Genomic DNA, 25487 nt, shown 5'->3' on the forward strand with positions numbered 1-25487 from the left:
TAAGTCCGCGTCATTCCGGCTTATTCCCCCGGATTCTCGCGTGCGATCGCCAGCGTCTGGATGCGTGCGGGGGCCACGGGAGCGAGCGAGATGCGCACGCGCACGGGCCCGTCGGCCGCCTCACGCAGCCACGACACCGACGCGGGCGACGCGGATGCCTCGAGCCGCGGCTCCTCGCCCGCGGCGACGATCCCCAGGCCGCGCACCAGCTCGGCGCGCTCGGCGATCGGCACGTCGGCGGCGACGTTGGCCGACAGGATCTCTTCCGCGAGCGCCTCGCTCGGGGCATCCGCCGCCCATGCGTCGATCAGGCGATCGGCGGCGCGCGCGAGCGCGACCGTCTCGGGCCAGGGCTCGGGCCGCGGGGCGGTCACCCCGCCCTCGGCGATGAGCAGATCGACGAGGGCGGTCACGGGAACGCTGACGCCGGCATAGGTGGCGTTCTCGAAGGCGACGACGCCGAAGCCGCCCGGCGCGTTCCAGCGCACATGGGCGCTGAAGCCCGGGTAGCCGCCGGAGTGCCCGACCGTGTGGCCGATCGCCGTGCCCTTCTCGACCATGAGGCCGAAGCCGTAGCCGTGCTCCTCGACCCCGGCGCGTGCCGTGGGGATCGTGCGCTGCACCTGCTGCAGCTCGCGGCGGCTCGCGGCGCGCAGGACCTCGACGCCTTCCGGGGCCCCCTTGGTTTCCGAGGCGGCCTGGGCCGCGCGCCGCGTCGCCTCGCCCCGCGGCTGCGTCCCCTCGAGGGCACGCGCGAGCCACGCGGCCCAGCGGGCGAGGTCGCGCGCGGTGGTCACGACACCGCCGATGGGCGAGAACGCCCCTGGGCCGGAATACGGCAGCGCGTGCCATGCGCCGTGCGCGTCACGACGATGCCCGACGGCGGTGCGGCCCGAGCGGCCGGCGACCGTGAACCCCGTGGCGGTGAGGCCGAGCGGTGCGAGCAGTTCGGCCGTGACGAAGTCGATGAAGGTCGACCCCGATGCCTGCGCGATCGCCTGGCCGAGCAGGGCGTAGCCGAGGTTCGAGTAGCGGAAGGTCGTTCCGGGGGTGCTGTCGCGCGGCGTGCCCGCGGCGAGCACCGCGCGGAACTCGACCTCGCTGAGGCCCTCCTGCCGGTCGGCCCACGGGTCGTCGGTCGCGAGGCCGCCCGACATCGAGAGCAGCTGGCGCAGTGACGGCGCCTCGGGGAAGCCGTCGGAGAAGCGGAACTCGGGGACGAAGTCGGTGATCGGCTGATCGAGCACGAGCGCCCCGCGGTCGCGCAGCAGCAGAGTGGCCGCCGCTGTGAAGCTCTTCGTGCAGCTCGCGACTCTGAAGGCGGTGTCTGCGTCGGGGGCGGCACCGCCCTCATCGAGCCGGTCGAGGCCGAAGCCCCACGAGCGCACCAGCTCGCCGCTGCGGTCGAAGACGGCCACGACCGACCCCGGCGCCACCCCGTCGGCGATGCGCGGCGCGAACAGCTCGCCGACGGCGGCGTCGAGGAACGGCAGGTCGGGAAGCTCGGTGCTGCTCACCCCTCAAGCATGCCCGGTTCGCAGGCATCCCCGGTCGTCGCGAATGCGGCTCATGCGGCGCGCTGAGCCCGAAACGCGACGACCCGGCCCGGGTTCAGAGCTCGGCGGTCGAATCCAGCGCGAGCACGTACGGGCCCGCGAGCGGGCGGAACCCGAGCCGCGCGTAGAAGGCTTGCGCCGCGTGGTTCTCGGGGCCGACGCCGAGCTGCACGCCGGGGATCCCCCGCTCGCGCAGCTGCCCGAGCAGCCGGCGCATGAGCGCGCGCCCCATGCCCTGACGCTGCAGCTCGGGCAGCAGGTCGATGTGCAGGTGCGCGGGGTAGCGGCCCTGGTCGGGGCCGATCATCCTCTCCGGGTGGTGCCCGAGCTCCACCAGCCGGTCCTCGGCCGAGTCGATGCGGGCGGGCAGGGGATGCCGCGCGGCGAAGCCCGGCAGCCACTCACTGCGGTACCTCTCGACGAAGCTCGCGGTGTCGGCCGCGGCGAGCAGGTACCCCGCCACCCGGCCGCCGACGTCGACGACGGTCGCGAGCTCGGGCTCGAGCGCGACATAGGGACCCGCGTAGATGTCGCCGAGCAGCGTGTCGTCGCTGAACTTCCCCGTCGCGTCGCGGCCGCTGTCACCCGTGAGCAGGCAGACGCGGTAGACGTCGTCGCGGTCGTCCGGGCGATAGGGGCGCAGCTCGGGCATCCTCACCGCCCCTCCCCCGTGCTGCCCGGCGCCGCCGAGCCGAGCGCGAGCGCGATCGCCTGCGCCCGCGTCTGCACGCCGAGCTTCGCGAACAGCGAGTTCACGTGCGTCTTGACGGTCGCCACGCTCACGAAGAACCGCTGCGCGATCTCGGGGTTGCTGCGCCCGCGCGCGATCTCGGCCAGCACCTCGGCCTCGCGTGATGTGAGGGTCGGGAACCTCTCGACGAGCAGCGACCCGTCGAGACGCGGCGCCTCGCGGCGCTCGTCAGCGGCCGGCCCCGCGCTGGTGAACGAGCCGATGAGCTTCGCGCCGACCTCGGGCGCAAGCGTCGTCTGGCCCCGCGCGACCGCGCGCACGGCGGCGGCGAGCTCGGCGCGCCCCGCGTCCTTCGTGAGGTAGCCGCGCGCGCCCGCCTTGAGCGCGGAGACGATGGAGGCGTCGTCGGCGTAGGTCGTGAGCACGAGCACAGCGACCTCGGGGTTCTGGGCGAGGACCCGCTCGGTGGCAGCGGCGCCGTCGAGCTCGGGCATCCTCAAGTCCATCAGCACGACGTCAGGCGCGAGCTCGGCGGCGAGCCTGACCGCGTCGAGGCCGCTCGCCGCCTCGCCGACCACCTCGAGATCGGGCAGCAGCTCAAGCACCGTCACGAGCCCGTCGCGCACGATGGCCTGGTCGTCGGCGACGAGCACGCGGATGAGATCGGATGCCACAGGCTTCAGCCTCTCGCAAGAGACGCCGTCGCCGACACCACGAAACGGCCGTCGCGTTCCCCCGCGGTCACGCGGCCGCCGGGCAGCTGCGCGAACCGCTCCGCCATGCCGGTGAGCCCGTGGCCGCCGCCGGCGTCCGACTTCGCACTCGCCGCCGCGAGCCCGTTCGACACCGTGAGCTCGAGCCGGTCGCCGCGCGCCACCAGCTCGACCGCGACCGGCTGGCCCGGCGCATGACGGCGCGCATTGCTGAGGGCCTCCTGCAGGGCGCGCTCGAAGGCGTTGGCGACGAGCGGGGCCAGAGGCTCGGGCGCCCCGCCGAGCTCGACGCGCGCCGCGGCCGCTCCCCCGAGCTCGCGGTGCGCGCGCAGCAGCCGCTCGGCGGCGCCCGCGAGGTCGGCCGAGGACGCTTCGACGACCCCGTCGTCGGGCGACCGCAGGGCGGCGACCGCCCGGCGGGCATCCGCCAGCCCCTCCGCGGCGAGCGCGCGCGCCTGCGCGACCTTCGCCTGCGCGTCGGCGGTGCGCCCGGACTCGAGCAGCGCCTCTGCCGCATCGAGCTGGATCACGAGGCCCCCGAGGCTGTGCGCGAGGACGTCGTGGATGTCGCGGGCCACGGCCTCGCGCGCGGCGAGCGCGGCCGCCCGTGCCTCCTGCTCGTACCGGGCCGCCTGCTGCTCGGCGAGCTCGCGGCTCTGACGTGCGGCGGTGCGGGCCTGCCTGCGTGAGATGCCGATGAGCAGCCAGATCAGGTTGCTCGCGAGATAACCCAGCAGTGCCGCCGCGCCGAGCCCTGCGGTGAGCGCGCCGATCGGCGTGAGCACGAACGAGAGCGCCGAGAGTGCGGCGCCGAACCAGATCGGCTCGCTCTCGTCCGACACGGCGAGGACGATCAGGATCGCGAGCGGGGCGAGGTGCACGCCGTTGCTCGGCGCGACCGTCAGCGACGCCGCGACCACTCCGATCACGGTTGCCGCGCGCCGCACCCGGCGCAGCGCCGCAAGCCGCCGCGGCGGCCCGACGAAGCCGCCCTGCAGCAGGACGACGATCGCCCACGTCAGCAGAGCGAGCACGGTCGCGACGATCAGCCAGCCGCTGCGCGGGATGGCCGTTCCCCCGAACGACGCCCACGCGACCGCCACCATGCCGACGGCGTTGAGAGCCAGGGGCAGCGGGCGGCGGTCGGCGAGGTTCATCATCGCAATCTTGGCTGGTCGGGAAGGGGTCTCGATACGGCGGCTTCGCGGGGCCTACTCGGCCAGCGGGCGGGCAGTGATGCTCTGGCGGTGCTGATCGAGGCGCCAGGCGAGCACGCCGACGCGGGCGGCGCGGTTGGCGGCGAGCACCAGCAGGATGACGCCGGTCGAGGCCGTGGCCTCGGCACCGAGGTGCCTGGCGAAGATCTCGAGCCCGACGCGCACGGCGATGAGCACGACCCAGAGCGCCACACCGACCCAGCTCGTGCGGCTCTCGTATTCGAGTGGGGGCAGCGCCCCGCCGTTGCGCGAGGGGCGACGGCGCTCTTCGTAGGCGGCGGCGCGCTCACGGCTCAGCAGGCGGAAGTGCGCGATCGCGCCCATGGCGGCGCCGACGCCGAGCGAGATCACCAACTCGACCGCGAGCAGTGCGATGTCGACGGCGGTGAGGGTCACGGCCTTCGAACCGGTGACGATGAGGCCCGCGCCGACGATGCCGAAGATGAGGGGGCCGCGCCACATGCGGGCGGGGTCGACGACGCGCCAGGTCATCTGGCGGTAGCAGATCCACACGATGACGGCGAGGCCGAGCACCGCGTCGAAGACGTATTGAAGGTTCAGGTTCATGACAGCAATGCTTCCGACCCGCCGGGGGCGCGCCCACCACCCCAGGGTGGAGACACGGGTGGAGATCGCGCATGACAGATGCAGGAGTTGTATCTATCATTGTGTGTATGCCTGAGAAGAATCCTGTCGCCGCGGGCGATCGCGCGTACGAAGACGTCAAGTCCCGCATCCTGAGCAGCGAGCTCGCCGGCGGCGACCTCATCAGCGAGGGCGAGGTCGCCGACCGCCTCAACATCAGCCGCACGCCGGTGCGCGAGGCGTTCCTGCGCCTGCAGGCCGAGGGCCTCATGAAGCTCTACCCGAAGCGCGGCGCCATGATCACCCCGATCGCCCGCAGCGAGGCGCGCGACGTGGTCGACGCCCGCAACATGCTCGAGACGCACGCCGTGCGCACGGTCGTCGCCAGTGAAGAGCGCACCGAGCGGCTCGTCGCGCAGCTGCGCGAGAACATCCAGCTGCAGAAGGACCGGATCGCCGACCGGAACCTCGCCGGCTACGCGCTCGCCGACGCCGACTTCCACTCCGCCCTGATCGCCGCGAGCGAGAACGCCCTGATCATCCAGTTCTACGCCACGCTCTACGACCGCCAGGTGCGCATGGCGCGCTCCTCCGTTCCCACCGACGTGGTCGCGGAGGACGTGGTCGGGGCCCACCAGGCGCTGCTCGACGCGATCGCCGACCGCGACGCCGATCGCTTCGAGAAGCTGCTGGCCGAGCACCTCAAGGTCATCCACGACGTGCTCATTCGCTGAGCGGATGCCCGGGCGGGGCATCCGCTCGCCTTAAATGGATGCTGTGACAGATGACCGCTCAGTGATCCTGAAGCACTCCGGGTATCGCGCCGTGATCGAGCCCGATCGCTTCGTGCCAGGCGCCTACGAGCTCGTCGTCGACGGCACGCCGCAGTCGCACGTCAACCTGGACGACCCGACGCAGCTGTTCTTCGAGTACATCCAGCGCATGGGGAACGTCATCGATCTGATCGGTGACCCCGGGCAGCCGATCACCGCCGTGCACCTGGGCGCGGGGGCGATGACGCTGCCGCGGTACGTCGCGGCGACCCGGCCCGGCAGCCGCCAGCAGGTCATCGAGCTCGAGCAGAACCTCGTCGAGCTGGTGCGATCGGTGCTGCCGCTGCCGCGCGGCGCCGACGTGCGGGTGCGCTACGGCGACGCGCGCGAGATGCTGGCCAAGCTGCCGGCAGGCCTCGTGGGCGCCGCCGACCTCGTGGTCGTCGACATCTTCTCTGGGGCGCGCACGCCCGCGCACGTGACGAGCCGGGAGTTCTACACCGAGGCGGCCCGTCTGCTCGCGCCGGGCGGCGTCATGCTCGTGAACATCGCCGACGGGCCACCCGTGCGCTTCGCGCGCTCGCAGGCGGCGACGCTCGCGCAGGTGCTGCCGCACGCCGCGGTGCTCGCCGAGGCGCAGGTCGTGAAGGGCCGCCGGTTCGGCAACTTCGTGCTCGTCGGGTCGGCGGCGCCGCTGCCCGAGAAGTGGCTGCCGCGGCTGATGGCGGCAGGGCCGCACCCCGCCGTCGCGGTGCTCGGCTCAGACTTCGAGGACTTCGCGCGCGGCGGCCTGATCGTGACCGACGCGACCGCGACGCCGTCGCCCCCGCCGGCCCGCTCGATCTTCCAGGTGAAGCCGGGAAAGTAGCGCGTGGCATGCCGCGCTCGCGCAGCCTGCGTGGTTAGCCTGCCCGCGTGAGCAGCATCATCCTCGGCTACGACCCTGAAACACTTCGTGAGCGCGTGGACCTGGTCGAGGTCGGCCGCCGCCTGGCCGAGCTCGGCGAGCTGCGCAGCCGCGATGCGCTGTGCGAGAAGGCGTGGCTGCTCAAGGTCGGCGGCTCGCTCGACGATGCGCTGGATGTCGCGAACGAGGCGTACCGCCTGGCGCGGTTCACGGGCGATCGACGCTCGCTGCAGCGCCCGCGGATGATCCGGGCGCAGGTGCTGCAGTACCAGGGCCGCTACGACGAGGCCGTCAGCGAGCTCACCGCCTGCATCGAAGAGGCGCGCACCCACGAGTGGCACGAGCTCGAGGCCTTCGGGCTGCAGCACCGCGGCAAGGTGCTGTTCGACGAGGGCGACGACGAGGCGGCGGTCGCCGACTTCACCGAGTCGCTGCGGCTGCGCACCGAAGCGGGCGCGCCGGCCGACCAGATCGAGTCGGCCCAGTTCGCCCTCGAGACGGCGAAGCGCCGCCTCGAATCCAATGTCGTACCTTTGTTCTAGCCTCACCGCATGGCTGAACTCTCTCGGGTGAGCGTCTGGGCGAACGCACTCATCGCCCTGCATCTCGACCCCTCGTGGACGTTCGCGTTCGACAACGCGAAGAAGCGCGCGGGGCTGTGCGACTACACGCACAAACGGATTTCTGTCTCTCGCTACCTCGCCGCGAGCTGGCCCGACGACGACGTGCACCAGACGCTGCTGCACGAGGTCGCGCACGCGCTGGCGGGGCCGGCCGCCGGGCACGGGGCGCTGTGGAAGCGGACGGCCGCCTCGATCGGCTACGTCGGCGGCCGCACGCACGACGGGCCGACGCCGACCGAGCTCGCGCCCTGGGTCGGCACCTGCCCCAACGGGCACGTGCACTACCGGCACCGCCGGCCCGCGCGCGACCTGTCCTGCGGGAAGTGCTCCCGCTCGTTCTCGCGGGCGTTCCTGATCAGCTGGACTCGGCGCGAGATCTCGGCGGCGGTGCGGAAGGCAGCCGCGCAGGCGCGCTGAGAGTCCGTGCCCGCCTGAGGCGGAGTCCGCGCTGGCTCGCGATGATGCCGGCGATGACGACGAGACCGCCGACGGGCTCGTACCACTGCACCGTCTCGCCGAGGACCAGCACCCCGAGCACGACGCCGACGACCGGCGCGAGATAGGTGACCGTCGAGGCGCGGGCGGCGCCCCACTCGCCGAGCACGCGGTAGTACCAGATGTATGCGATGCCGGTTCCGAGCACACCGAGGGCCGCGATCGACAGGACGACAGGGGCGCTGACCCCGATCGGGTCGAGCCCGCCGAAGGGAAGAAGAACCAGGGCGAGCGGCGCGGCGAGGCAGATCTCCATCGCCGAGAGCGTGAGCGATTCCACTCCCCTGCCGAAGACGAAACGGCGCAGATACAGCCCCGAGAATCCGTAGCAGAGCGTCGCCCCGAGGCAGGCGATCTGCCCGGGCAGACTGCCCGCGAGGTCAGCCGAGCCGATCAGCTGCCACGGCGCGCTCAGCACGAGCACCCCGAGGATGCCGATGACCACTCCGCCCGACTGCGCCCTGCTGAGGCGCTCCGACCGCAGCAGGAGCGGGGTCAGCAGCAGGGTCATGATCGGGGTCGTGGCGTTGTAGATGCTGGCGAGCCCGCTCGGCACGGTCTGCTCGGCCCAGGCGAACAGCGCGTACGGCGCAACACCGAACGTGATCGCGACGACGACCATGTGGCCCCAGAGCTTCAGGTCGCGCGGCCACCGGCGCCGGGTCACCAGCATCACGGCGGCGAGCGTCAGAGCGCCGAACCAGACCCGCCCGATGACGACCTGGCCGGGCGCGAGTCCCGCGAGCCCGAGCTTCATGAAGAGGAAGCTCGCGCCCCACACGAGCGCGAGCGCGAGGAACGCCACGAGGGTCCCGCGGGTGTTGCCTGCTGCCTGCATGCGGCCTATCGTCGAGGCATCCGTCGCCATGAGGCAAATGAATCTGCTTCATCGCCAGATGAGGGGTACTTATGGGCGTCACTCTGCCGCAGCTGCGCGCGCTGGTCACGGTCGTCGACCGTGCGTCGTTCACGGATGCCGCGGCGCAGCTCGGCATCAGCCAGTCGGCCGTCTCGCACGCCGTCTCCGGACTCGAGCGCGAGGTCGGCGGCCGGGTGCTGCAGCGCGACGGGGGCGTCACCCTGACCGTTCTGGGCAGGCGGGTTCTCGACCATGCGCGTGCGGCGTTGGCATCCGTCGCCGCCCTCGAGAGCGCGGTCAAGCAGGACGGCACGCTCGCCGGCGTCGTGCGCCTCGGCGCCGTCGCGACCGTGTGCCAGGGTCTGCTGCCCGAGCTGCTGCCGCTGTGGGCGGCCAAGCTGCCCAATGTCGACGTGCAGATCTACGAGGGCGACGACGACGAGATGCCCGAGTGGCTCGAGGCTGGGGTCGTCGAGGCGGCGATCCTGGTCGAGCCGTCGCCCCAGCCCGCCGGCGGCAAGCTTGTCGCGACCGACGAGTTCGCCGCGGTCGTGCGCTGCGACCATCCGCTGGCGGAGCTCGAGGGGATTCCGCTCGCGGAGCTGGCCGTCGACGGGCTGATCGTGTCGACCGGCGGGTGCGAGGGGCACGTCAAGCGCATGCACGAGGACGAGGGGCTCGAGTACGCGTTCTCGCACCGCGTGCGCGAGATGAGCACGCTGTTCCGCATGGTCGAGCAGGGCATGGGGGTCGCGATCGTGCCGTCGCTCGGTCGCGGCATGCTGCCGGGCGACCTCGTCATGAAGCCGCTCGTGAAGCCGCGGCCGCGCCGGCTCGTGCTCTCGGGGCCGGCGTCTCGGCCGTGGCATCCGCTCGCTCAGGCGCTCGTCGACGCGCTGTGAACCTGTTCCCTTTCCGGACAAACGCGCCCGCGGCAGCGCGCGCATTTGTCCGGAACGGGAACTAGTCGACGACGGTGACGTCCTTCCAGAACGCGACGTAGTTCGAGAAGTCCTTGCCGACGCGGTCGAAGGCCGTCGGGTACGGGGTCGGGTAGCTCCACGCCCGGTCGGGGTATGCCTGACCGTCGACGGTGACGGTGAAGTACTGGCACTCTCCCTTCCACGGGCAGGTGTAGGGCGTCGGGCTGGTGCTCAGGTACTGCTCGTTGACGGATGCCGGCGGGAAGTACCAGTTCCCCTCGATGCGGATGAGGTCCTCTTCGGGGGCCTCGGCGATGACGGTGTCTCCCAGAAGTGCTTTCATGCCTGCGCGAACCACTGCGCCGCGTGCGCTATTCCGGTATCGGCTCGGCGCGGAAGACGCCGTCGCGCATGACCGGCACGGTCTGCGAGACATCGAGCTGCGCGGCGATCCTGACGTCGTCGAGCTGGCCGACCGCTGCGAGCTCGCGGGCGCTGACGGATGCCGTGAGCAGATGGCGAACCGCCCCTCGCATGGCGTCGAAGGACGCCGCGGCGACGGCGGCTTCCGGCGAGCATGCGTCGATGCCCTGGGCCGCGAGCGCGCCGATGACCGCGCCGGCGGCGAGCTGATCTTCGACGGCCGGCCGCAGGGTGTCGTCGGCGCGGCGCTCGCCCGAGGCGACGACCGCGACGGTCGCGCGATGGCCGAGCTGCTGCTGGTAGGCGAGCACCCAGCGGGCGACCGCCGAGAAGTTGCGCAGGTTGGCCGCCACGACGGGGACGCCGTAGCCTGCGGCATCCGCCGCCACGCGCGACCCGTTCAGCGAGATCACCACCGCGCGCGGCGCGCCGAACTCGGCGATCTTCTCGGCCGTCATGCTCGTCGGCGACAGTGAGAGACCCGGGTCGCCGCGGCGAGCGGCGAGCTTCGCGCCGACCGTGGCCGCGTACTCAGCGGCGGCCTCGCGGTCGAGGTTCGGGAACGGCTCGATCTCGAGGCCCTGGCCCGTGGCGAGCTCGACGGTCGTCGTGAACGAGATCGTGTCGATGAAGACGATCACCCCGGCGCCCGGGGCGATGCTGCGCAGGCCCTCGATGCCCCAGTCGAATCGCACCTCGTAGCTCTGCTGGGTGTGCTCGGCCGGCTGGGGTTGGGGCATGCGTTCCAGCCTAGTCGGGCGCCCAGGGGCAGACTGAGAGCATGACGGATGCCGCCCGCACTGCGCTCGAAACCCTCGACTGGCGCCGGCTCACCTTTGAGCTCTACGAGATCACGCGACTCGCGGCCGAGAGCGACGGGCCGGCCGAGGCGCATGCGTTCTGGAAGCTGAGCCGCGACCGGATGCTGGCGACGCACCCGGCCTCGGCGATCCTGCCCGAGGAGCGGGAGTCGTTCACCGGCGTGCCCGTCGCGCCCTACGACCCGGCCTGGCGGTTCGAGGTCGAGATCGAGCCGGCCGCCGAGCCGCGGCACTGGGACGTCGAAACCGGCACCGACGGGGTCGTTCCGTTCGAGCTGCTCGGGCGGGCCGTGCTGCCCGGCGTCGGGTCGCTCGACGTGTGGCGGCTGCGGTCCTACGGCGGCGGGCTGTTCATTCCCGTCAAGGATGCGCTGGCCGGGAAGCCCGGCGGCACCTATGGGGGCGGGCGCTACCTCGTGGACACCGTGAAGGGGGCGTGGCTCGGCGGCTCCGCGGGAGGAGGGGGTCTCGATACGCCCGGCTTCGCGCGGGCTACTCGACCAGCGGAGGGAGGCGCAGAGCGGGCTACTCGACCAGCGGAGGGAGACGCAGAGCGACCTACTCGACCAGCGGAGGGGAGGCCGACCGTCGTGCTCGACTTCAACTTCGCCTACAACCCCTCGTGCGCATACGACCCGGCGTGGGCCTGCCCGCTCGCGCTGCCGAGCAACACGCTGTCTGTCGAGGTTCCGGTGGGCGAGCGGATGCCGTAAGCGGCCGCCGTCCGGCCGCACAGCTTCCATCACCTAGACTGAACCAGTCGCGAGCGAAGTCTTCGCCCGCACCCGCGTCGTGATTCGACCCTCAGTCTTTTCAGACGGCGCACCGCGCTGGCACCCGCCCGCGTGCGACCGAACCTCCCCGCTTTCTGCGCCGACCTTGGCGTGCGCGGGCTTATGCCCCGAAAGGCATACATCTTCATGACTTCTTTCGCCGAACTCGGCGTGCCCGCCCCCATCGTCTCCGCGCTCGCGGCGGCCGACCGCACCGAGGCGTTCCCGATCCAGGTCGCCACGCTGCCCGACTCGCTGAAGGGCCGCGACGTGCTCGGCCGCGGCAAGACCGGCTCTGGCAAGACCATCGCGTTCTCGGTTCCGCTTGCGGCACGGCTGGGCGCGGCATCCGACACGAATTCCGGCCGGCCCGCGCGCGGCCGCACGGCGCGCGGCCTCGTGCTCGCGCCGACCCGCGAACTCGCGACGCAGATCGACAACACGCTCGCTCCGCTCGCGCAGAGCGTCGGGCTCACCACGACGGTCATCTACGGCGGCGTCAGCCAGAAGCGACAGGAGGACGCGCTGCGCGCCGGCGTCGACATCATCGTCGCGACGCCGGGCCGCCTCGACGACCTGCTGAAGCAGGGGGTGCTGTCGCTCGACGGCATCCGCATCACGGTCCTCGACGAGGCCGACCACATGGCCGACCTGGGCTTCCTGCCCGTCGTCACCCGCATCCTCGACAAGACGCCCAAGGGCGGCCAGCACATGCTGTTCTCGGCCACGCTCGACAACGGCGTGGACAAGCTCGTGAAGCGCTACCTGCGCGACGAGATCCTGCACTCGGTCGACGAGGCCACCTCGCACGTCTCGGCCATGACGCACCACGTCTTCGCGGTCGAGTCGACCGCGGGCAAGGACGCGCTCGTGCGCACGCTCGCCCGCGGTGCCGGCAAGCGCATCCTCTTCATGCGCACCAAGCACCAGGCCAAGAAGCTCGCGAAGAAGCTGACCGAGGGCGGCATCCCTGCCGTCGACCTGCACGGCAACCTGTCGCAGAACGCCCGCGACCGGAACCTCGCGGCCTTCCACGACGGCTCCGTCCGCGTTCTGGTCGCCACCGACGTCGCGGCCCGCGGCGTGCACATCGACGACGTCGAACTCGTCGTGCACGTCGATCCGCCCATGGAGCACAAGGCGTACCTGCACCGCTCCGGCCGCACCGCCCGCGCCGGCTCGGCCGGCGATGTCGTCACGATCGCGCTGCCCGAGCAGCACCGCGACCTGCGCGACCTGCTGCGCAAGGCCGCCATCAAGGTCGATTTCGAGCAGGTGACGGATGCCTCACCGCAGGTGCTCTCGCTCGTCGGCTCGCCGGTCGCGCTCGTTCCGTACGTGAAGCCCGAGGCGCCCGTGCGCGGCCAGTCGCAGGGCGGCACTTCGACCGGCGCGAACGCGCAGCGGAAGCGTGCGCGGCGCGGCGGAGCGGGTGGCGCGGGCGCTGGCGGTGCCGGTGCCGGTGCCGGTGCGCAGCAGGGCGAGCGCCAGGGCGGCTCGCGCCGCGGCGGTCGCGGCGGCCAGGGCGGCCAGGCTCAGGGCGGCGGCCAGGCTCAGCGCAGCGGCCAGGCGCGCGGCGCGGGCGCGTCGCCGTCGCGGGGCGGCCGTGGTCAGGCATCCGCTCGCCGTGACGGCGCAACGCGCGGCGGCTCGACGACCAGCTACTCGACCTCGACCGGCGGCCAGGGCGGTTACGTCGGCGGGTCGGCTGCCGGGCGCTCTCGCGCTCCCCGTCGTGCCTCACGACCGTAGCGCGCCACGCCGATAGCTCACCGCGCCCCAAGCGCTGCGCATCTCACCGAGAAGTGCTGTGATGGCGGTCCCGTTCAACCGGAGCCCCATCGCGGCACTTCTCGCTGTATGGCCGCGTGCGCGCGGCACGCGCGCACGCGCGGCCCGGGCATGACGTGCAGGACGTGCACCTCACTTGTTTCGCGTCGTACGAATTGGGCGAATCGCCCCAATTCGTACGCGGACGAAAAGGGAGACATGCGACCCGCTAGCGTCGACGCATGAGCGAGATCGTCGTGCGGGCTGCAACGCAGGCCGATGTCGCCGGCATGGCACGCGTGCATGTGCTGGGCTGGCAGGAGACCTACCGCGGGCTGGTATCGGACGAGGTGCTCGATGCGCCCGACTTCGTCGAACGGCGCGAGCAGATGTGGACGAGCGTGCTTGCGGACAGTGCGAACGGATGGCGCTCAGCCGTCGCCGAGCGCGGCGGTCGGATCGTCGGAATCGCTGCCGCCGGGCCGGCGCAGGGGGAGCGCCCGCCGCGGGATTGGGAGCTCTACATCCTTTACCTGCTCGCCGAGCACCACGGCAGCGGCGCGGGCCAACGGCTTCTCGACGCGGTGCTGGAAGATCGGGCATCCGTATTGCGGGTCGCCGATCCGAATCCGCGCGCGCAGGCGTTCTACCGTCGCAATGGGTTCGTGCCGGACGGCAGCCGCGAGCCGTTCGGCACGGGGCACGAGATCCGCATGGTGCGCTCGGCCGTCAGAGGCGCTTAGGGCAGGGCCCCGACCGAGGCGAGCGCCGCTCGCACGAGGGCGCCGCGGCCGCCTTCGAGCTCGTTGCAAACCGCATCGGATGCCGCCTCGGCGGGCGTGAGCCAGGTGAGCTCGAGGGCGTCCTGCCGGGGCTCCGTGGTCCCGGTCACGGGGACGACGTAGGCGAGCGAGACGGCGTGCTGGCGCTCGTCGACGAACGGAGTCTCGCTCGGAGCGGGGAAGTACTCCGCGATCATGAACGGCACGGGCGAGGCGGGCAGCTGCGGGAACGCCATCGGCCCGAGGTCCTTCTCGAGGTGGCGGAAGAGCGCGTCGCGCAGCGTCTCGCCGTAGAGCACGCGGCCCGAGACGATCGTGCGCGTGATCTCGCCGAGCGGCGTGCCGCGCAGCAGCAGGCCGATGTCGATGACGCGACCGAGCCCGTCGACGTGCACCGGAACGGCCTCGACGTAGAGGATCGGCATACGGTGCCTGATCTGCTCGAGCTCGATGTCGCTCAGCCATGCGGGGCCGTAGCTCGGCGGCTCCTCTTCCTCAGGGCGGCCGTCGGGGTACGGGTCCGGGGTACGCACTGCCATACCGAGACAATACGGCCCTTGAACCGCACCCTGCCCGATGTCGGACCCCTGTGATCGAATGTCTGACGATGACCGACACGCTCGAGCGCTTCTCGGCCGCGACCCGGCAGTGGTTCGCGGGGGCGTTCAGCGCGCCGACCGCCGCGCAGCTCGGCGCCTGGGAAGCGATCTCGTCGGGCCGCAACACGCTCGTGATCGCGCCGACGGGGTCCGGCAAGACCCTGGCCGCGTTCCTGTGGGCGATCGACCGATTGATGAGCGATTCGAGCCATACGGATGCTTCGCGGGCCGGCACTGCGAAGACGAAGGTGCTCTACATCTCGCCGCTGAAAGCGCTCGGCGTCGACGTCGAGCGCAACCTGCGCAGCCCGCTCGTGGGCATCGCGCAGACCGCGAAGCGCCTCGGGCTCGACCCACCCGAGGTGAGCGTCGGGGTGCGGTCGGGCGACACGCCCTCGAGCGAGCGGCAGCGTCTGCTCAGGCATCCCCCCGAGATCTTGATCACCACGCCCGAGTCGCTCTATCTCATGCTCACCTCCGGTGCGCGCGAGACCCTGCGCGAGGTCGAGACGGTGATCGTCGACGAGGTGCACGCGGTGGCCTCGACCAAGCGCGGGGCGCACCTCGCGGTGTCGCTCGAGCGGCTCGACGAGCTGCTGGCGCGCCCCGCTCAGCGCGTCGGGCTGTCGGCGACGGTGCGGCCACCCGAAGAGGTGGCGCGGTTCCTCTCAGGCACGACCCCGACGACGATCGTCGCGCCCGAATCGCAGAAGCGCTTCGATCTGCGGGTCGTCGTGCCGGTCGACGACATGCGCGAGCTGCAGACGGCTCCGGGTGGAGACAAAGTGGGCGGCACGATCTGGACCCACGTCGACGAGGCCGTGCTCGACGAGGTGCTCGCCCACCGCTCGACGATCGTGTTCGCCAACGGGCGGCGCACGACCGAGCGGCTGACCGCGCGGCTCAACGAGCTCTATGCGGAACGACTGGGGTACGAGCCAGAGCCCGTGACATCGTTCCCTGCGCAGCTCGTCGGCGGTTCGGGAACGACCGGTGGGGTGTCGACCGAGGCGCCTGTGCTGGCACGCGCCCACCACGGCTCGGTGTCGAAAGAGCAGCGCGCCGCGATCGAAGACGACCTCAAGACCGGTCGTCTGCGGTGCGTGGTCGCGACGAGCTCGCTCGAGCTCGGCATCGATATGGGCGAGGTCGACCTGGTGGTGCAGGTCGCCGCTCCGCCGAGCATCGCGAGCGGGCTGCAGCGCATCGGCCGCGCGGGCCATCAGGTGGGCGAGGTGTCGAAGGGCATCCTCTTCCCCAATCATCGCGCCGACCTCGTGCAGTCGGCTCTGGCCACCGAGCGCATGCGGGCGGGGCTCATCGAGAAGATCGGCGTGCCGCAGAATCCGCTCGACATCCTCGCCCAGCAGACGGTCGCGGCGGTCTCGGTCGGCCCGGTCGACGTCGACGGCTGGTTCGACACGGTGCGGCGCTCTGCGCCGTTCGCGACGCTGCCGCGCGGGGCATACGAAGCCGTGCTCGACCTGCTCTCGGGGCGCTACCCCAGCGAGGAGTTCGGCGAGCTGCGCCCACGCCTCGTGTGGGACCGCGAGCGCGGCATCCTCACCTCCCGCCCGGGCGCGGGCCGGCTGGCGGTGACGAGCGGGGGCACGATCCCCGACCGCGGGCTGTTCGGGGTGTTCATGGTCGCCGGGGCGGAAGACAAGGCCCCGCGCCGCGTGGGCGAGCTCGACGAAGAGATGGTCTACGAGTCGCGCGTCGGCGACGTGTTCGCGCTCGGAACGACGAGCTGGAAGATCGCCGAGATCACGCACGACCGGGTGATGGTGACCCCGGCCTACGGCGAGCCGGGGCGCGTGCCGTTCTGGCACGGCGACGGCATCGGGCGCCCGGCCGAGCTGGGCGAGGCACTCGGCGGGTTCGTGCGCGAGCTGGGCGCGAGCGACGCCGCGGATGCCGTGGCGCGGCTCGCCGGCGACGGACTGGACGAACGGGCATCCCGAAACCTCTTGACCTATCTCGACGACCAGAAGACGGCGACAGGGCACCTGCCGACCGACCGCACGCTCGTCGTCGAGCGCTTCCGCGACGAGCTGGGCGACTGGCGCATCGTGCTGCACTCGCCCTATGGGCAGATGGTGCATGCGCCCTGGGCGCTCGCGGTCGGGCGGCGCGTGCGCGAGAGCCTCGGGCTCGAGGGGGCGGTGCTGGCCGCCGACGACGGCATCATCGTGCGGCTGCCCGACTCCGACGCCGAGCCGCCGGGCGCCGAGCTGTTCGTCTTCGCGCCCGACGAGCTCGAGGCGATCGTGACGGAAGAGGTCGGCGGCTCTGCGCTGTTCGCCGCGCGGTTCCGCGAAGCCGCGCAGCGCGCGCTGCTGTTCCCGCGGTACGACCCGGGGCGGCGCAACCCGCTCTGGCAGCAGCGCATGCGCTCGGCGCAATTGCTCGAGGTCGCCCACAAGTACCCGCAGTTCCCGATCATCCTCGAGACGATGCGCGAGTGCCTGCAGGACGTCTACGACCTGCCCGCCCTCGCGGCGGTGGCGCGGCGCATCGAGCAGCGGAAGATCCGCATCGTCGAGACGACGAGCGAGAAGCCGTCGCCGTTCGCGTCGACGCTGCTGTTCGGCTACATCGCCGCGTTCATGTACGAGGGCGACTCGCCACTCGCCGAGCGACGCGCCGCGGCTCTTACCGTCGACACCGAGCTGCTCTCGCAGCTGCTCGGGCGCTCCGAGCTGCGCGAGCTGCTCGACCCGGCGGTGATCTCGCGCGTCGAGAGCGAGCTGCAGCGGCTGCCCGAAGAGCGGCATGCGCGCGGCGTCGAGGGCGTCGCCGACCTGCTGCGCGTGCTCGGGCCGCTGTCGCTCGACGAGCTCGCGGCGCGGTTCGCGGGGTCGGGTGACGAGGCCGAGGCCGCTGTCGCCGAGCTCGTCGCGGCCAAGCGCGCACTGCGCGTATCGATTGCGGGCATCGAGCGGGTCGCCGCCATCGAGGATGCCCCGCGCCTGCGCGACGCCATCGGGGTGCCCCTGCCGATCGGCGTGCCGACGGCGTTCATCGAGCCGGTCGCCGACCCGCTGGGCGACCTCGTCGGCCGCTACGCCCGCACGCATGGGCCGTTCGCCGCGGACGAGGTCGCCGCGCGGTTCGGGCTCGGCACCGCGGTCATCACCGACACGCTGCGCCGGCTGTCGCATGAGCGACGCGTGGTCGAGGGCGAGTTCCGCCCGCACGCGACCGGTGCCGAGTGGTGCGACGCCGACGTGCTGCGCCGGCTGCGACGGCTCTCGCTCGCGGCGCTGCGGCACGAGGTCGAGCCGGTCGAGCCGTCGGCGTTCGCGCGGTTCCTGCCCGAGTGGCAGCACGTCGGAACCGGCACGCTGAAGGGCGTCGACGGGGTGGCATCCGTCATCGAGCAGCTGGCGGGTGTGCGCGCGCCGGCATCCGCGTGGGAATCGCTGATCCTGCCCGCGCGCGTCGCCGACTATGCGCCCGTCATGCTCGACGAGCTGACGGCGAGCGGCGAGGTGATCTGGGCCGGTGCTGGCACGATTCCGGGTCGCGACGGCTGGCTCAGCTTCCACCTCGCCGAGAGCGCGCCGCTGACGCTCGCCGAGCCGATGGAGTTCGAGACCGACGAGCTGCAGCGCGAGGTGCTCGCGACGCTGGGCGCGGGCGGCGGGTTCTTCTTCCGGCAGCTCTCCGACGCGGTCGGCTCGCAGGACGACGCCGCGCTCGAGACCGCACTGTGGGATCTCGTGTGGGCGGGTCTTGTGACGAACGACACCCTCGCCCCTGTGCGTGCGCTGACCGGCAGCAAGGCCGCTCATCGGCGGCCGGCGCGGGCGCCGCGCACGCGCGTGTTCCGCGGTGGCCGCATGCAGCTCGCGGGCTCGCTGGGCGGCGGGCAGGGCGCCTCAGGCGGCCCCGGCGTCGTGCGGCCGAACGTGCCGACGCGCACCGGGCCGCCGACCGTGGCCGGGCGGTGGTCGCTGCTGCCTCTCGGCGCCGCCGACCCGACACTGCGCGCACACGCCGCAGCCGAGAACCTGCTCGACCGCTACGGAGTGGTGACGCGCGGGTCGGTGCAGAACGAGGGCCAGCCCGGCGGCTTCGCGCTCGCCTACCGCGTGCTGGCCGAGTTCGAGCAGACGGGCCACGTGCGCCGTGGCTACTTCATCGAGACGCTCGGCGCGGCGCAGTTCGCGAGCTCGCCAACCGTCGACCGCCTGCGCGGATTCACGGCGGATGCCACGGCCGAGCCCCCATTGAACGCGGTGGCGCTGGCGGCGACCGACCCCGCGAACCCGTATGGCGCGGCGCTGCCGTGGCCCGATCCGCCGATGACCGCCGAGGGCGTCTCAGGCCATCGCGCGGGCCGCAAGGCCGGGGCGCTCGTCTCACTGGTGGACGGCGCACTCGTGCTGTACATCGAGCGCGGTGGGAAGACGGTGCTCGCGTTCAGCGACGAGCCCGCTGTGCTGGGCGCAGCGGCGGCAGCAGTGGCGCAGCTCGTGCGCCGTGGCGGCACCGACCGGCTCGCGATCGAGTCGGCGAACGGGGCGTTCGTGCTCGGAACCTCGCTGGGCGAGGCCCTGGCGGCGGCCGGTTTCAGCGAGACGCCGCGTGGGTTGCGGCTGCGGTACTGACGGCCGTCAGACCGTGATGCTCAGGGCGCGGATCAGTCCGTCGGGCGTCAGCTCGAACGCGTAGCGCAGCTCGACGCGACCGCCGGGGAAGTCGCCTTCGAGAACATTCACGACGAGCGCGGTCTCGCCGGTCTGCTCGGCCGATACCCGCGTGGTGGTGAAGGTGAACTCGCTGGCGGCGCCGGTCAGCCAGCCGAGGATCTCGGCGCGGCCGCGATAGCGGCGACCGTCATCGGCGACCACGGCGTCGGGCGCGAACACGTCGATGACCGCGGCTTTGTCGGTGCCGGCCATGAGGTCGAAGTAGCGCGTGATCACCGGTGCGACGGCGTTCGAGGGGTGGGCGGCGGCGTGGGCGAATTCGTTCATCGCCCGAGCCTCGCGCTTTCCGTTAGGGGAAGGTCAAGCCGACAGGGCCGCCTCAACGCGCGGTGCGGAAGATCGGCCAGCCGACCTCGGTCACTGTGCCGAGGTAGGTCTCGCGGATCGGCCCGTCGACGCCCATCTCGTGCTCGGCGACGTACGCGCCCAGACGCCCGTAGGTCTGCGCCATCGTGGCGTCGGGCCCGCGGTGGGCGACGATCGCCAGTTCGACGGCGGGCAGCAGTTCGGCGCGCGCCCGAGTCGGCCCGATCGTCGCGTCGTCGAGTCCCTCGAGAGTCGCCACCGGGGTGAACACCGTCGCCTCGCCGCGCTCGTCGAGCACGAGCCGGGTGTCCCAGATGCCGCCGCGCGGGCCGGCCGCTTCGGCGCCGCATGCGTCGATCGCAGCATCCAGCTCGCTCATCGCCGCGTCGTACCACGGGCCGAGCTCGCTGAGTTCGATCAGCTCGCGGATGGCCAGCACGGGCATCGGGGGAACGCTGCGGTGCTCGACCTGTCGTTCCGCGGAGGGCTCGCTGAGCAGCCCGCGCAGCGACAGCACCGCTGAGCGAGTCGCCTCGAGCCGCGCCTCCAGCCGCTCGAGATGGTCGGCGATCAGTGCGTTGCGCGCCGCGACATCCACTCGGAGGATCTCGCGGATCGTGTCGACCGGAACCTCGAGCGAGCGCAGCTGGCGGATGATCTGCGCGGTGACGATCTGCTCTGCCGCATACAGCCGGTAGCCGTTGACCGCGCCGACCTCGGCGGGCTCGAGCAGGCCGACCTGGTGATAGAACCGCAGCGCCTTGGCGCTCAGGCGGGTCGCGCGCGCGAAGTCGCCGATGGTCATCAAGGAGGTCACGACAGCATCTTCAATGGGATGCCTGGGAGCGCGTCGTCGTGAGGGGTGCTCCGAAGGCCGATCGATCAGCCCAGGGGTGAGGCGAGGATCTGCGCGACGGCGTCGGCGACAGTCGCAGCGATGACGTCGGGGGGCGGCTGTGCCTGCGGCTGCGCTTGTGGAGAAGTATGCAGACGTGATCGACCTGTGGATATCTGTTCTATAGTAGCTATGGCTTTTCCTAATCCAGTCTCGTATACTCATTCCATGTCAGAAGTCGGGTCCGCCGCATGCGGGGCGCTGTCGCGCCTGAGCGCTGCACTTCCGGTCGACCCTGCCACCCTCAGCGACGGGCAATTGGTGCGGCTCGCGGAAGATCTTGCCGCGGCCCACCGACACCTGGGCGCGCTCGACCTTGCCGTTGCCGGCGAGGTGGAGCGGCGCTCCGACCCCGAGTCGCCCAGCTCCTTGGCGAAGCGCCTGGGATTCAAGACCGCGGCGGCCGCCCTGCAGAACCTGACGAAGTCCTCAGGCAAGGAGGCCCAGAAGCTCGTCACCCAGGTCACCGATCTGAAGCAGCTTCCTGCCGTCGAGGCCGCCGTGCTCGACGGTCGCATCGGTCGAGACGCCGCAGCAGCAATCAGCGGAGAGCTGAAGAGGGCCGCCGCCACCGCTGATACGGCGGAGCTCACAACCGCGCAGACCGAGCTGGTCGAACTCGCGGTGGCCGCGGACGCAGACGAGGTGAAGGCGAGGGCCGCCGAGACAGCCGCGCGACTGTCTGTCCACATGGTGGAAGACGCGGCGAAGAAGGCCATGAAAGAGCGGTACTTCTGGGTCGGCCCCACGGTCGACGGTGTCGCGAAGGTGTCCGGGCTGCTGCCCGCCGGGCACGCTGCCGTGGTGCGGGGCCTGTTCGACGCGTTCGTGAACCCGAAGGGGAAGAAGACCGTCGCGTTCCAGCCCGCGAACCACGGTGGAAGCGAGAGGGCGCCGAGTGACGAGCGCACGGCCGGGCAGAAGCGCGCCGACCTGCTGCGAGACGTGTGCGCCAGTCAGGCTCGCTCCGCGGAATCTCCCGACATGGGCGGGGACCACCCCACCGTGTGGCTCTCGACCACCGTCGCAGAACTCCATTCGGGCACCGGGCTCGCCTTCTATGCCGGAACAGCAGAGCCGGTCCCCGTCGCTGAAGCGGCACAAGCCGCTTGCACCGGCGGCAGCCAGACGGTCGTTTTCGCCCCCGACGGCGACGTGCTGCGGCTCGGCCGTGACGTTCGCGGGTTCACCAAACGGCAACGCCGCGCCATCGCCCTGCGCGACGGCGGCACCTGCCTCATACCCGGCTGCACCGTGCCCGCTCAGTTGTGCGAAGTCCACCACGTCGTCCCCTACAAAGACGGCGGGCCGACCGACGTGTGCAACGGCGTCTTGCTGTGCTGGTATCACCATCACGACATCGACAGCGACCCCTGGCACATCAGAATGCGCAACGGCACCCCCGAAGTCCGCTACGCCGCCGCCGGAAAGGCCCTCGACTGGCAGCCCACCGGCGACGGCGCCGCAACGCGCATCAGAGCCGGCGCGCCATCCGGAGCACCACCCGGAGCACCCCCCAACGACTGAGACGCCGGACCGGGTGGCGCCACGAGGAGCGCCACCCGGCGACGAAGACAACCCGGCGCCGGGCGCGGGGTGGCCGGTCAGGCGGATGCGGGCGCGGGGCGGCCGGTCAGACCGTTGCGGGTGCGGGGCGGGCAGTCAGACCGTTGCGGGTGCGTCCAGATCGGCCAAGTCGAGCACGAAGCGGTAGCGCACGTCGCCGCGCTCCAACCGGTCGAGCGCCGTCGCGACCTCGGCCGACGGCACCAGCTCGATATCCGCCGTGATGCCGTGCTCAGCGGCGAACGCAAGCATCTCGGCCGTTCCCCGGCGACCGCCCGTGCCCGACGACGTCAGCTTCCGGCGACCGCGGGTCAGCAGCATGAGCGGCACCTCCGTAGGCATCGGCAAGCCGACCACACTGAGCGTTCCGTCGAGACCGAGCAGCCCGATGAGCGGGGCGAGGTCGTGCGGAGCCGAGATCGTGTCGAGGATGAAGTCGAATCGACCGGATGCCTGAGCCAGCTGCGCCTCGTCGGTGGTGTCGAGCAGCCCGACCGCACCCAGTGCGCGCGCGTCGTCGCCCTTGCCAGGCGTGCGGCTCAGCACCGTGACCTCGGCGCCGAGCGCCGCCGCGAACTTCACACCGAGGTGGCCCACGCCGCCGAGCCCCGCGACCGCTACCCGGCTGCCGGCGCCGACACCCGCCGCGCGCAGCGGCTCCCAGACCGTGATGCCGGCGCACATGAGCGGTGCCGCCGCAGCGGCATCCAGGCCCTCGGGCAGCGGGTAGGCGAAGTCGGCGCGCACGACGTACTCGCGGCTGTAGCCACCCATCGTCGTCGAGCCGTCGATGCGGTCGGTACCGCCGTAGGTCGTGACGACGCCGTTCAGGCAGTAGTTCTCCTGCCCCACACGGCACATCGCGCACTCGCCGCACGAGTCGACGATCGTGCCGACGGCGACGCGGTCGCCCACGGCGAACCCCGTCACGGCCGAGCCCAGCTCGCTGACGGTGCCCGTGAACTCGTGGCCAGGGACGAGGCCGTCCGTCGGCTTGCCCACGAGCCCGTGGAGCGCGTGCAGATCACTGTGGCAGACGCCGCAGAAGTCGACGCGCACCGCGATGTCGTCGGCACGCAGCTCGCGGCGCTCAATGGCTGCCCGCTCGAGCCCGGTCGACGTGTCGCGGCTCTGCCAGGCGGTGGTGGTTCGCATAGATGCTCCTCAAAACAGACTGTTCGGTTTGTTTCGACGCTAACCCGGCGCAGTCAGAAAAGCAAACCGTTCGGTCTGTAAAGTCGATGCATGCCCGTCACAGCCGTCAAACCCGCAACGAAGAAAGGCGCGGCCACCAGCCGGCGCATTCTCGACGCCGCGGCTGCCGAGTTCGCCGAGTTCGGCATCGCCGGCGCGCGCGTCGAACGCATCACCGCTGCGGCTCAGACCAACAAGGCGCAGCTCTACGGCTACTTCGGCAGCAAAGACGGCCTCTTCGACGCGGTCATCGCCGACCGGGTCACGAGCACGACGGCAGCCATCCCGTTCGACGTCGAGCGGATCCCGGAATGGGCCGTGCAGGTCTACGACGAGAACCTGCGCCACCCCGAGCTGACGCGGCTGATCGCATGGGTCCGGCTCGAGCGGCGCCGCAGCGGAACCTGGTTCGATGGCAGCGACCACGATGCGAAGCTCGCCGCCATCACGGAAGCCCAGGCCGAGGGCCGCATTCGACAGGGCGACCCCTTCACGCTGCTGACCATGATCATCTCGATGGCATCGACGTGGTCCGCGGCGAGCGAGGTCTACACCGCGACGGCCGACGAGCCCGAGTCGGTCCATGAGTCCCGTCGAACCCTGCTGCGTGAGAGCGTCGCCCGTCTGCTCGCGCCGTGAGCGCCGAAGGCGGCCGCTGCGAAGGCCGGCGCTGAGCGCAGCGGCGCACCGCACACCACTGCACCGCACCGCGCCGCACCGCGCAGCACCGGAGCCCTAGGCCGCCGGCCCCTGCGTCAGGGTGACCAACGCGGTGTGCGACTGGCCCGCCGTGTCGGTCCAGGTCAGCGACACGTCGTCGCCCGGAGCGTGGGCCGTGAGCACCGATTGCAGGGCGTCGGCCGAGTCGACCGCCGTGCCGTCGATCGCCGTGATCACGTCGCCGGCCGAGAGGCCCGCTTCCTCGGCGGGGCCGTTCGCGACGACGCCGGCGATCTGAGCACCCGCGCTGGACGCGTCGCCCTGCGCGGAGCCGAGGCCCGAGGCATCCGTCTCGCCCAGCTCGATGCCCAGGAAGGCCGGGTAGCCGATGTTGATGTTGCCGCCCGCATTGCCCGCTTCGATCTCCTTCGCGATGACGAGCGCGGTCGTGATCGGAATCGCGTATCCGTCTGCCGCCCCGCTGCTCGAGGCCGCCGTGTCGATGCCGATCACCTTGTTCGACGAGTCGAAGAGGGGGCCGCCCGAATCACCGGGCTCGATCGCGGCATCCGTCTCGATGAGACCGTGCAGGGTTTCGGATGCCGCCGACTGCTCGGCCTCGGTTGTGATGGTCTTGTCGAGCCCCGTCACCTCGCCGGTCGCGGCGACGAGCGTGCCGCCGCCCTCGGCGTTCCCGACTCCGGTGACCGCCTCGCCCTCGCTGACCGAGTGCGTCGTGTCGAGCCTCGCCGTCGCCAATCCACTGGCTCCCTGCAGTTGCAGTACCGCGATGTCGTCGGTGGGGTCGTCGCCCACGACGGTCGCGGTGTAGGTCTTCCCCGCGTCGGTGACCGTGATCGAGGTCGCGCCCTCGATGACGTGGTTGTTGGTGAGGATCTCGCCGCTCGCCGTGAGCACGATGCCCGTTCCTGCCGCTTCCGCGCTCTGATAGCCGAGCTGGGTGTCGATCAGGACGATGCCGCGCGACTGCGCCGCCGTCGCGGCCGTCGTGGTGCCGGATGCCTGACCGTAGGCGTTGCCGCCGAAGGGGTCGGCGTCGCTGCCGGACTCGGACGCCGAACCTGAGGCCGAGCCGGCGGAACCCGAGCTCGAGCCCGACTGGCCGGAAACGCCGCCCCCGTACCCGCCGCCATACCCATACCCGCCATGCAGCCCCGCGGCCGGCTGGCCCGTGTACTGCTGCGCGCTCGACGCGTCACCCGCCGCGAACGCGTCCTGCACAGCGAAGACGCACCCGACGCCGAGCGCCGCAGCGACCACGGTGCTCGCCGCGACCAGCAGCGTCTGCCGCTTCGTGAAGTGGTCCTTGCCTGCACCGCTACCGTTGATCTCGCTCATGACAGCCATCACAGCCCTGCTTCCCGAGCCGGGCCCATGGCGCGCTCATGGGTTTCCTATGAAGAAACCGTGGACATTCCGCACGCCGACCTGATCGCCGATAAAGATCTCGCCGAGCGCCTGGTCGCGGCGCAGTTCCCCGAGCTCGCCGCCCACCTGATCGAGCATGAGCAGCAGTGGCTGCCCGTCCTGCAGCGGCGGGTCGAGCTGCCGCTGCCCGTGCCGGTGGCGATCGATCAGGTGCTCATCGACTCCTGAAGCCGTCGCACGAGACCACGG

General features: G+C 71.7%; 25 protein-coding genes. 12 read left to right on the forward strand and 13 right to left on the reverse strand.

Going from position 1 to position 25487, the window contains the following annotated elements; translation table 11 throughout:
• Positions 1-20: 20 nt before the first annotated feature.
• The 5 genes from ABD716_RS10235 to ABD716_RS10255 form a co-directional block, all read right to left on the reverse strand.
• Entirely contained in the window at positions 21-1517 is a 1497-nt protein-coding gene (locus ABD716_RS10235) for a serine hydrolase domain-containing protein (protein ID WP_344776474.1), read from the reverse strand.
• Positions 1518-1611: 94 nt separating this feature from the next.
• Positions 1612-2208, reverse strand: a complete 597-nt coding sequence (locus tag ABD716_RS10240; RefSeq protein ID WP_344776476.1) for a GNAT family N-acetyltransferase — start codon at positions 2206-2208, stop codon at positions 1612-1614.
• Positions 2209-2210: 2 nt separating this feature from the next.
• A complete protein-coding gene (locus ABD716_RS10245) occupies positions 2211-2921 on the reverse strand; it encodes a response regulator (protein ID WP_344776478.1) in 711 nt (236 codons plus the stop codon).
• Positions 2922-2926: 5 nt separating this feature from the next.
• Positions 2927-4117 carry a sensor histidine kinase gene (locus ABD716_RS10250; RefSeq protein ID WP_344776480.1) on the reverse strand — a complete coding sequence of 397 codons (1191 nt, stop codon included), beginning with the start codon at positions 4115-4117 and terminating at the stop codon, positions 2927-2929.
• A 54-nt stretch (positions 4118-4171) separates the two neighbouring features.
• The gene (locus ABD716_RS10255) at positions 4172-4744 is read right to left on the reverse strand and encodes a hypothetical protein (protein ID WP_344776482.1); all 573 of its coding nucleotides are present in this window, start codon (positions 4742-4744) and stop codon (positions 4172-4174) included.
• Between the two features lie 107 nt (positions 4745-4851).
• On the opposite strand from ABD716_RS10255, the gene ABD716_RS10260 reads away from it, so the two are divergent.
• From ABD716_RS10260 to ABD716_RS10275, 4 genes are read left to right on the forward strand one after another with little or no spacing between them, the layout of a single operon-like run.
• Positions 4852-5496: a GntR family transcriptional regulator gene (locus ABD716_RS10260; protein WP_344776484.1), complete on the forward strand. Its 645-nt coding sequence runs from the start codon at positions 4852-4854 to the stop codon at positions 5494-5496.
• A gap of 43 nt (positions 5497-5539) precedes the next feature.
• A complete protein-coding gene (locus tag ABD716_RS10265; protein ID WP_344776486.1) occupies positions 5540-6403 on the forward strand; it encodes a spermidine synthase in 864 nt (287 codons plus the stop codon).
• A gap of 47 nt (positions 6404-6450) precedes the next feature.
• Positions 6451-6984 (forward strand): hypothetical protein, encoded by a 534-nt coding sequence (locus ABD716_RS10270; protein ID WP_344776488.1) that lies wholly within the window; start codon positions 6451-6453, stop codon positions 6982-6984.
• Between the two features lie 9 nt (positions 6985-6993).
• Positions 6994-7482 carry a SprT-like domain-containing protein gene (locus ABD716_RS10275; RefSeq protein ID WP_344776490.1) on the forward strand — a complete coding sequence of 163 codons (489 nt, stop codon included), beginning with the start codon at positions 6994-6996 and terminating at the stop codon, positions 7480-7482.
• Here the strand turns inward: ABD716_RS10275 and ABD716_RS10280 are convergent.
• Entirely contained in the window at positions 7421-8428 is a 1008-nt protein-coding gene (locus ABD716_RS10280; protein ID WP_344776492.1) for a DMT family transporter, read from the reverse strand. The two genes, ABD716_RS10275 and ABD716_RS10280, sit on opposite strands and share 62 nt — an antisense overlap.
• Positions 8429-8469: 41 nt before the next feature.
• On the opposite strand from ABD716_RS10280, the gene ABD716_RS10285 reads away from it, so the two are divergent.
• Positions 8470-9321: a LysR family transcriptional regulator gene (locus ABD716_RS10285; RefSeq protein ID WP_344776494.1), complete on the forward strand. Its 852-nt coding sequence runs from the start codon at positions 8470-8472 to the stop codon at positions 9319-9321.
• Between the two features lie 61 nt (positions 9322-9382).
• On the opposite strand, the gene ABD716_RS10290 is transcribed toward ABD716_RS10285, so the two are convergent.
• Complete coding sequence (locus tag ABD716_RS10290) at positions 9383-9685, reverse strand: DUF427 domain-containing protein (RefSeq protein WP_344776496.1); 303 nt, start codon at positions 9683-9685, stop codon at positions 9383-9385.
• Between the two features lie 28 nt (positions 9686-9713).
• Positions 9714-10505 carry a 2-phosphosulfolactate phosphatase gene (locus tag ABD716_RS10295; RefSeq protein ID WP_344776498.1) on the reverse strand — a complete coding sequence of 264 codons (792 nt, stop codon included), beginning with the start codon at positions 10503-10505 and terminating at the stop codon, positions 9714-9716.
• Positions 10506-10546: 41 nt separating this feature from the next.
• Between ABD716_RS10295 and ABD716_RS10300 the strand changes: the two genes are divergently transcribed.
• The 3 genes from ABD716_RS10300 (at position 10547) to ABD716_RS10310 (ending at position 13872) form a co-directional block, all read left to right on the forward strand.
• Entirely contained in the window at positions 10547-11299 is a 753-nt protein-coding gene (locus tag ABD716_RS10300; RefSeq protein ID WP_344776500.1) for a DUF1684 domain-containing protein, read from the forward strand.
• Positions 11300-11506: 207 nt separating this feature from the next.
• Positions 11507-13111, forward strand: coding sequence for a DEAD/DEAH box helicase (locus ABD716_RS10305; protein ID WP_344776502.1), 1605 nt, complete (start codon positions 11507-11509; stop codon positions 13109-13111).
• 260 nt (positions 13112-13371) lie between these two features.
• Positions 13372-13872 carry a GNAT family N-acetyltransferase gene (locus ABD716_RS10310; protein ID WP_344776504.1) on the forward strand — a complete coding sequence of 167 codons (501 nt, stop codon included), beginning with the start codon at positions 13372-13374 and terminating at the stop codon, positions 13870-13872.
• Here ABD716_RS10310 and ABD716_RS10315 read toward each other — a convergent pair.
• Positions 13869-14450 (reverse strand): NUDIX hydrolase family protein, encoded by a 582-nt coding sequence (locus ABD716_RS10315; protein ID WP_344776506.1) that lies wholly within the window; start codon positions 14448-14450, stop codon positions 13869-13871. The two genes, ABD716_RS10310 and ABD716_RS10315, sit on opposite strands and share 4 nt — an antisense overlap.
• Before the next feature lie 68 nt (positions 14451-14518).
• On the opposite strand from ABD716_RS10315, the gene ABD716_RS10320 reads away from it, so the two are divergent.
• Entirely contained in the window at positions 14519-19126 is a 4608-nt protein-coding gene (locus ABD716_RS10320) for an ATP-dependent helicase (RefSeq protein WP_344776508.1), read from the forward strand.
• 6 nt (positions 19127-19132) lie between these two features.
• Here the strand turns inward: ABD716_RS10320 and ABD716_RS10325 are convergent, their stop codons facing one another.
• Positions 19133-19495: a nuclear transport factor 2 family protein gene (locus ABD716_RS10325; protein ID WP_344776510.1), complete on the reverse strand. Its 363-nt coding sequence runs from the start codon at positions 19493-19495 to the stop codon at positions 19133-19135.
• Positions 19496-19547: 52 nt separating this feature from the next.
• A complete protein-coding gene (locus ABD716_RS10330) occupies positions 19548-20351 on the reverse strand; it encodes a MerR family transcriptional regulator (RefSeq protein WP_344776513.1) in 804 nt (267 codons plus the stop codon).
• A gap of 246 nt (positions 20352-20597) precedes the next feature.
• On the opposite strand from ABD716_RS10330, the gene ABD716_RS10335 reads away from it, so the two are divergent.
• Positions 20598-21956 carry an HNH endonuclease gene (locus tag ABD716_RS10335; RefSeq protein WP_344776515.1) on the forward strand — a complete coding sequence of 453 codons (1359 nt, stop codon included), beginning with the start codon at positions 20598-20600 and terminating at the stop codon, positions 21954-21956.
• A gap of 135 nt (positions 21957-22091) precedes the next feature.
• Here ABD716_RS10335 and ABD716_RS10340 read toward each other — a convergent pair whose 3' ends face one another.
• A complete protein-coding gene (locus ABD716_RS10340; RefSeq protein ID WP_344776517.1) occupies positions 22092-23150 on the reverse strand; it encodes an NAD(P)-dependent alcohol dehydrogenase in 1059 nt (352 codons plus the stop codon).
• 90 nt (positions 23151-23240) lie between these two features.
• Between ABD716_RS10340 and ABD716_RS10345 the strand changes: the two genes are divergently transcribed.
• Entirely contained in the window at positions 23241-23828 is a 588-nt protein-coding gene (locus ABD716_RS10345) for a TetR/AcrR family transcriptional regulator (RefSeq protein ID WP_344776519.1), read from the forward strand.
• A 96-nt stretch (positions 23829-23924) separates the two neighbouring features.
• Here the strand turns inward: ABD716_RS10345 and ABD716_RS10350 are convergent, their stop codons facing one another.
• Complete coding sequence (locus ABD716_RS10350; protein WP_344776521.1) at positions 23925-25217, reverse strand: S1C family serine protease; 1293 nt, start codon at positions 25215-25217, stop codon at positions 23925-23927.
• Between the two features lie 60 nt (positions 25218-25277).
• Here ABD716_RS10350 and ABD716_RS10355 point away from each other — a divergent pair, with 60 nt between their 5' ends.
• Positions 25278-25466: a hypothetical protein gene (locus tag ABD716_RS10355; RefSeq protein ID WP_344776523.1), complete on the forward strand. Its 189-nt coding sequence runs from the start codon at positions 25278-25280 to the stop codon at positions 25464-25466.
• The last annotated feature ends 21 nt before the right edge of the window (positions 25467-25487 follow it).

The organism is Gryllotalpicola kribbensis (assembly GCF_039538245.1).
GTDB classification, from domain to species: Bacteria; Actinomycetota; Actinomycetes; order Actinomycetales; family Microbacteriaceae; genus Gryllotalpicola; species Gryllotalpicola kribbensis.

Excerpts from the sequence above, each read along its gene's own strand:
- ABD716_RS10345 (WP_344776519.1), top strand. The coding sequence starts at position 23,241 with ATGCCCGTCACAGCCGTCAAACCCGCAACGAAGAAAGGCGCGGCCACC.
- ABD716_RS10325 (WP_344776510.1), bottom strand. The coding sequence starts at position 19,495 with ATGAACGAATTCGCCCACGCCGCCGCCCACCCCTCGAACGCCGTCGCA.
- ABD716_RS10295 (WP_344776498.1), bottom strand. The coding sequence starts at position 10,505 with ATGCCCCAACCCCAGCCGGCCGAGCACACCCAGCAGAGCTACGAGGTG.
- ABD716_RS10335 (WP_344776515.1), top strand. The coding sequence starts at position 20,598 with ATGTCAGAAGTCGGGTCCGCCGCATGCGGGGCGCTGTCGCGCCTGAGC.
- ABD716_RS10315 (WP_344776506.1), bottom strand. The coding sequence starts at position 14,450 with ATGGCAGTGCGTACCCCGGACCCGTACCCCGACGGCCGCCCTGAGGAA.
- ABD716_RS10275 (WP_344776490.1), top strand. The coding sequence starts at position 6,994 with ATGGCTGAACTCTCTCGGGTGAGCGTCTGGGCGAACGCACTCATCGCC.
- ABD716_RS10260 (WP_344776484.1), top strand. The coding sequence starts at position 4,852 with ATGCCTGAGAAGAATCCTGTCGCCGCGGGCGATCGCGCGTACGAAGAC.
- ABD716_RS10340 (WP_344776517.1), bottom strand. The coding sequence starts at position 23,150 with ATGCGAACCACCACCGCCTGGCAGAGCCGCGACACGTCGACCGGGCTC.
- ABD716_RS10310 (WP_344776504.1), top strand. The coding sequence starts at position 13,372 with ATGAGCGAGATCGTCGTGCGGGCTGCAACGCAGGCCGATGTCGCCGGC.
- ABD716_RS10350 (WP_344776521.1), bottom strand. The coding sequence starts at position 25,217 with ATGGCTGTCATGAGCGAGATCAACGGTAGCGGTGCAGGCAAGGACCAC.
- ABD716_RS10290 (WP_344776496.1), bottom strand. The coding sequence starts at position 9,685 with ATGAAAGCACTTCTGGGAGACACCGTCATCGCCGAGGCCCCCGAAGAG.
- ABD716_RS10255 (WP_344776482.1), bottom strand. The coding sequence starts at position 4,744 with ATGAACCTGAACCTTCAATACGTCTTCGACGCGGTGCTCGGCCTCGCC.
- ABD716_RS10300 (WP_344776500.1), top strand. The coding sequence starts at position 10,547 with ATGACGGATGCCGCCCGCACTGCGCTCGAAACCCTCGACTGGCGCCGG.
- ABD716_RS10250 (WP_344776480.1), bottom strand. The coding sequence starts at position 4,117 with ATGAACCTCGCCGACCGCCGCCCGCTGCCCCTGGCTCTCAACGCCGTC.
- ABD716_RS10280 (WP_344776492.1), bottom strand. The coding sequence starts at position 8,428 with ATGGCGACGGATGCCTCGACGATAGGCCGCATGCAGGCAGCAGGCAAC.
- ABD716_RS10320 (WP_344776508.1), top strand. The coding sequence starts at position 14,519 with ATGACCGACACGCTCGAGCGCTTCTCGGCCGCGACCCGGCAGTGGTTC.
- ABD716_RS10285 (WP_344776494.1), top strand. The coding sequence starts at position 8,470 with ATGGGCGTCACTCTGCCGCAGCTGCGCGCGCTGGTCACGGTCGTCGAC.
- ABD716_RS10305 (WP_344776502.1), top strand. The coding sequence starts at position 11,507 with ATGACTTCTTTCGCCGAACTCGGCGTGCCCGCCCCCATCGTCTCCGCG.
- ABD716_RS10240 (WP_344776476.1), bottom strand. The coding sequence starts at position 2,208 with ATGCCCGAGCTGCGCCCCTATCGCCCGGACGACCGCGACGACGTCTAC.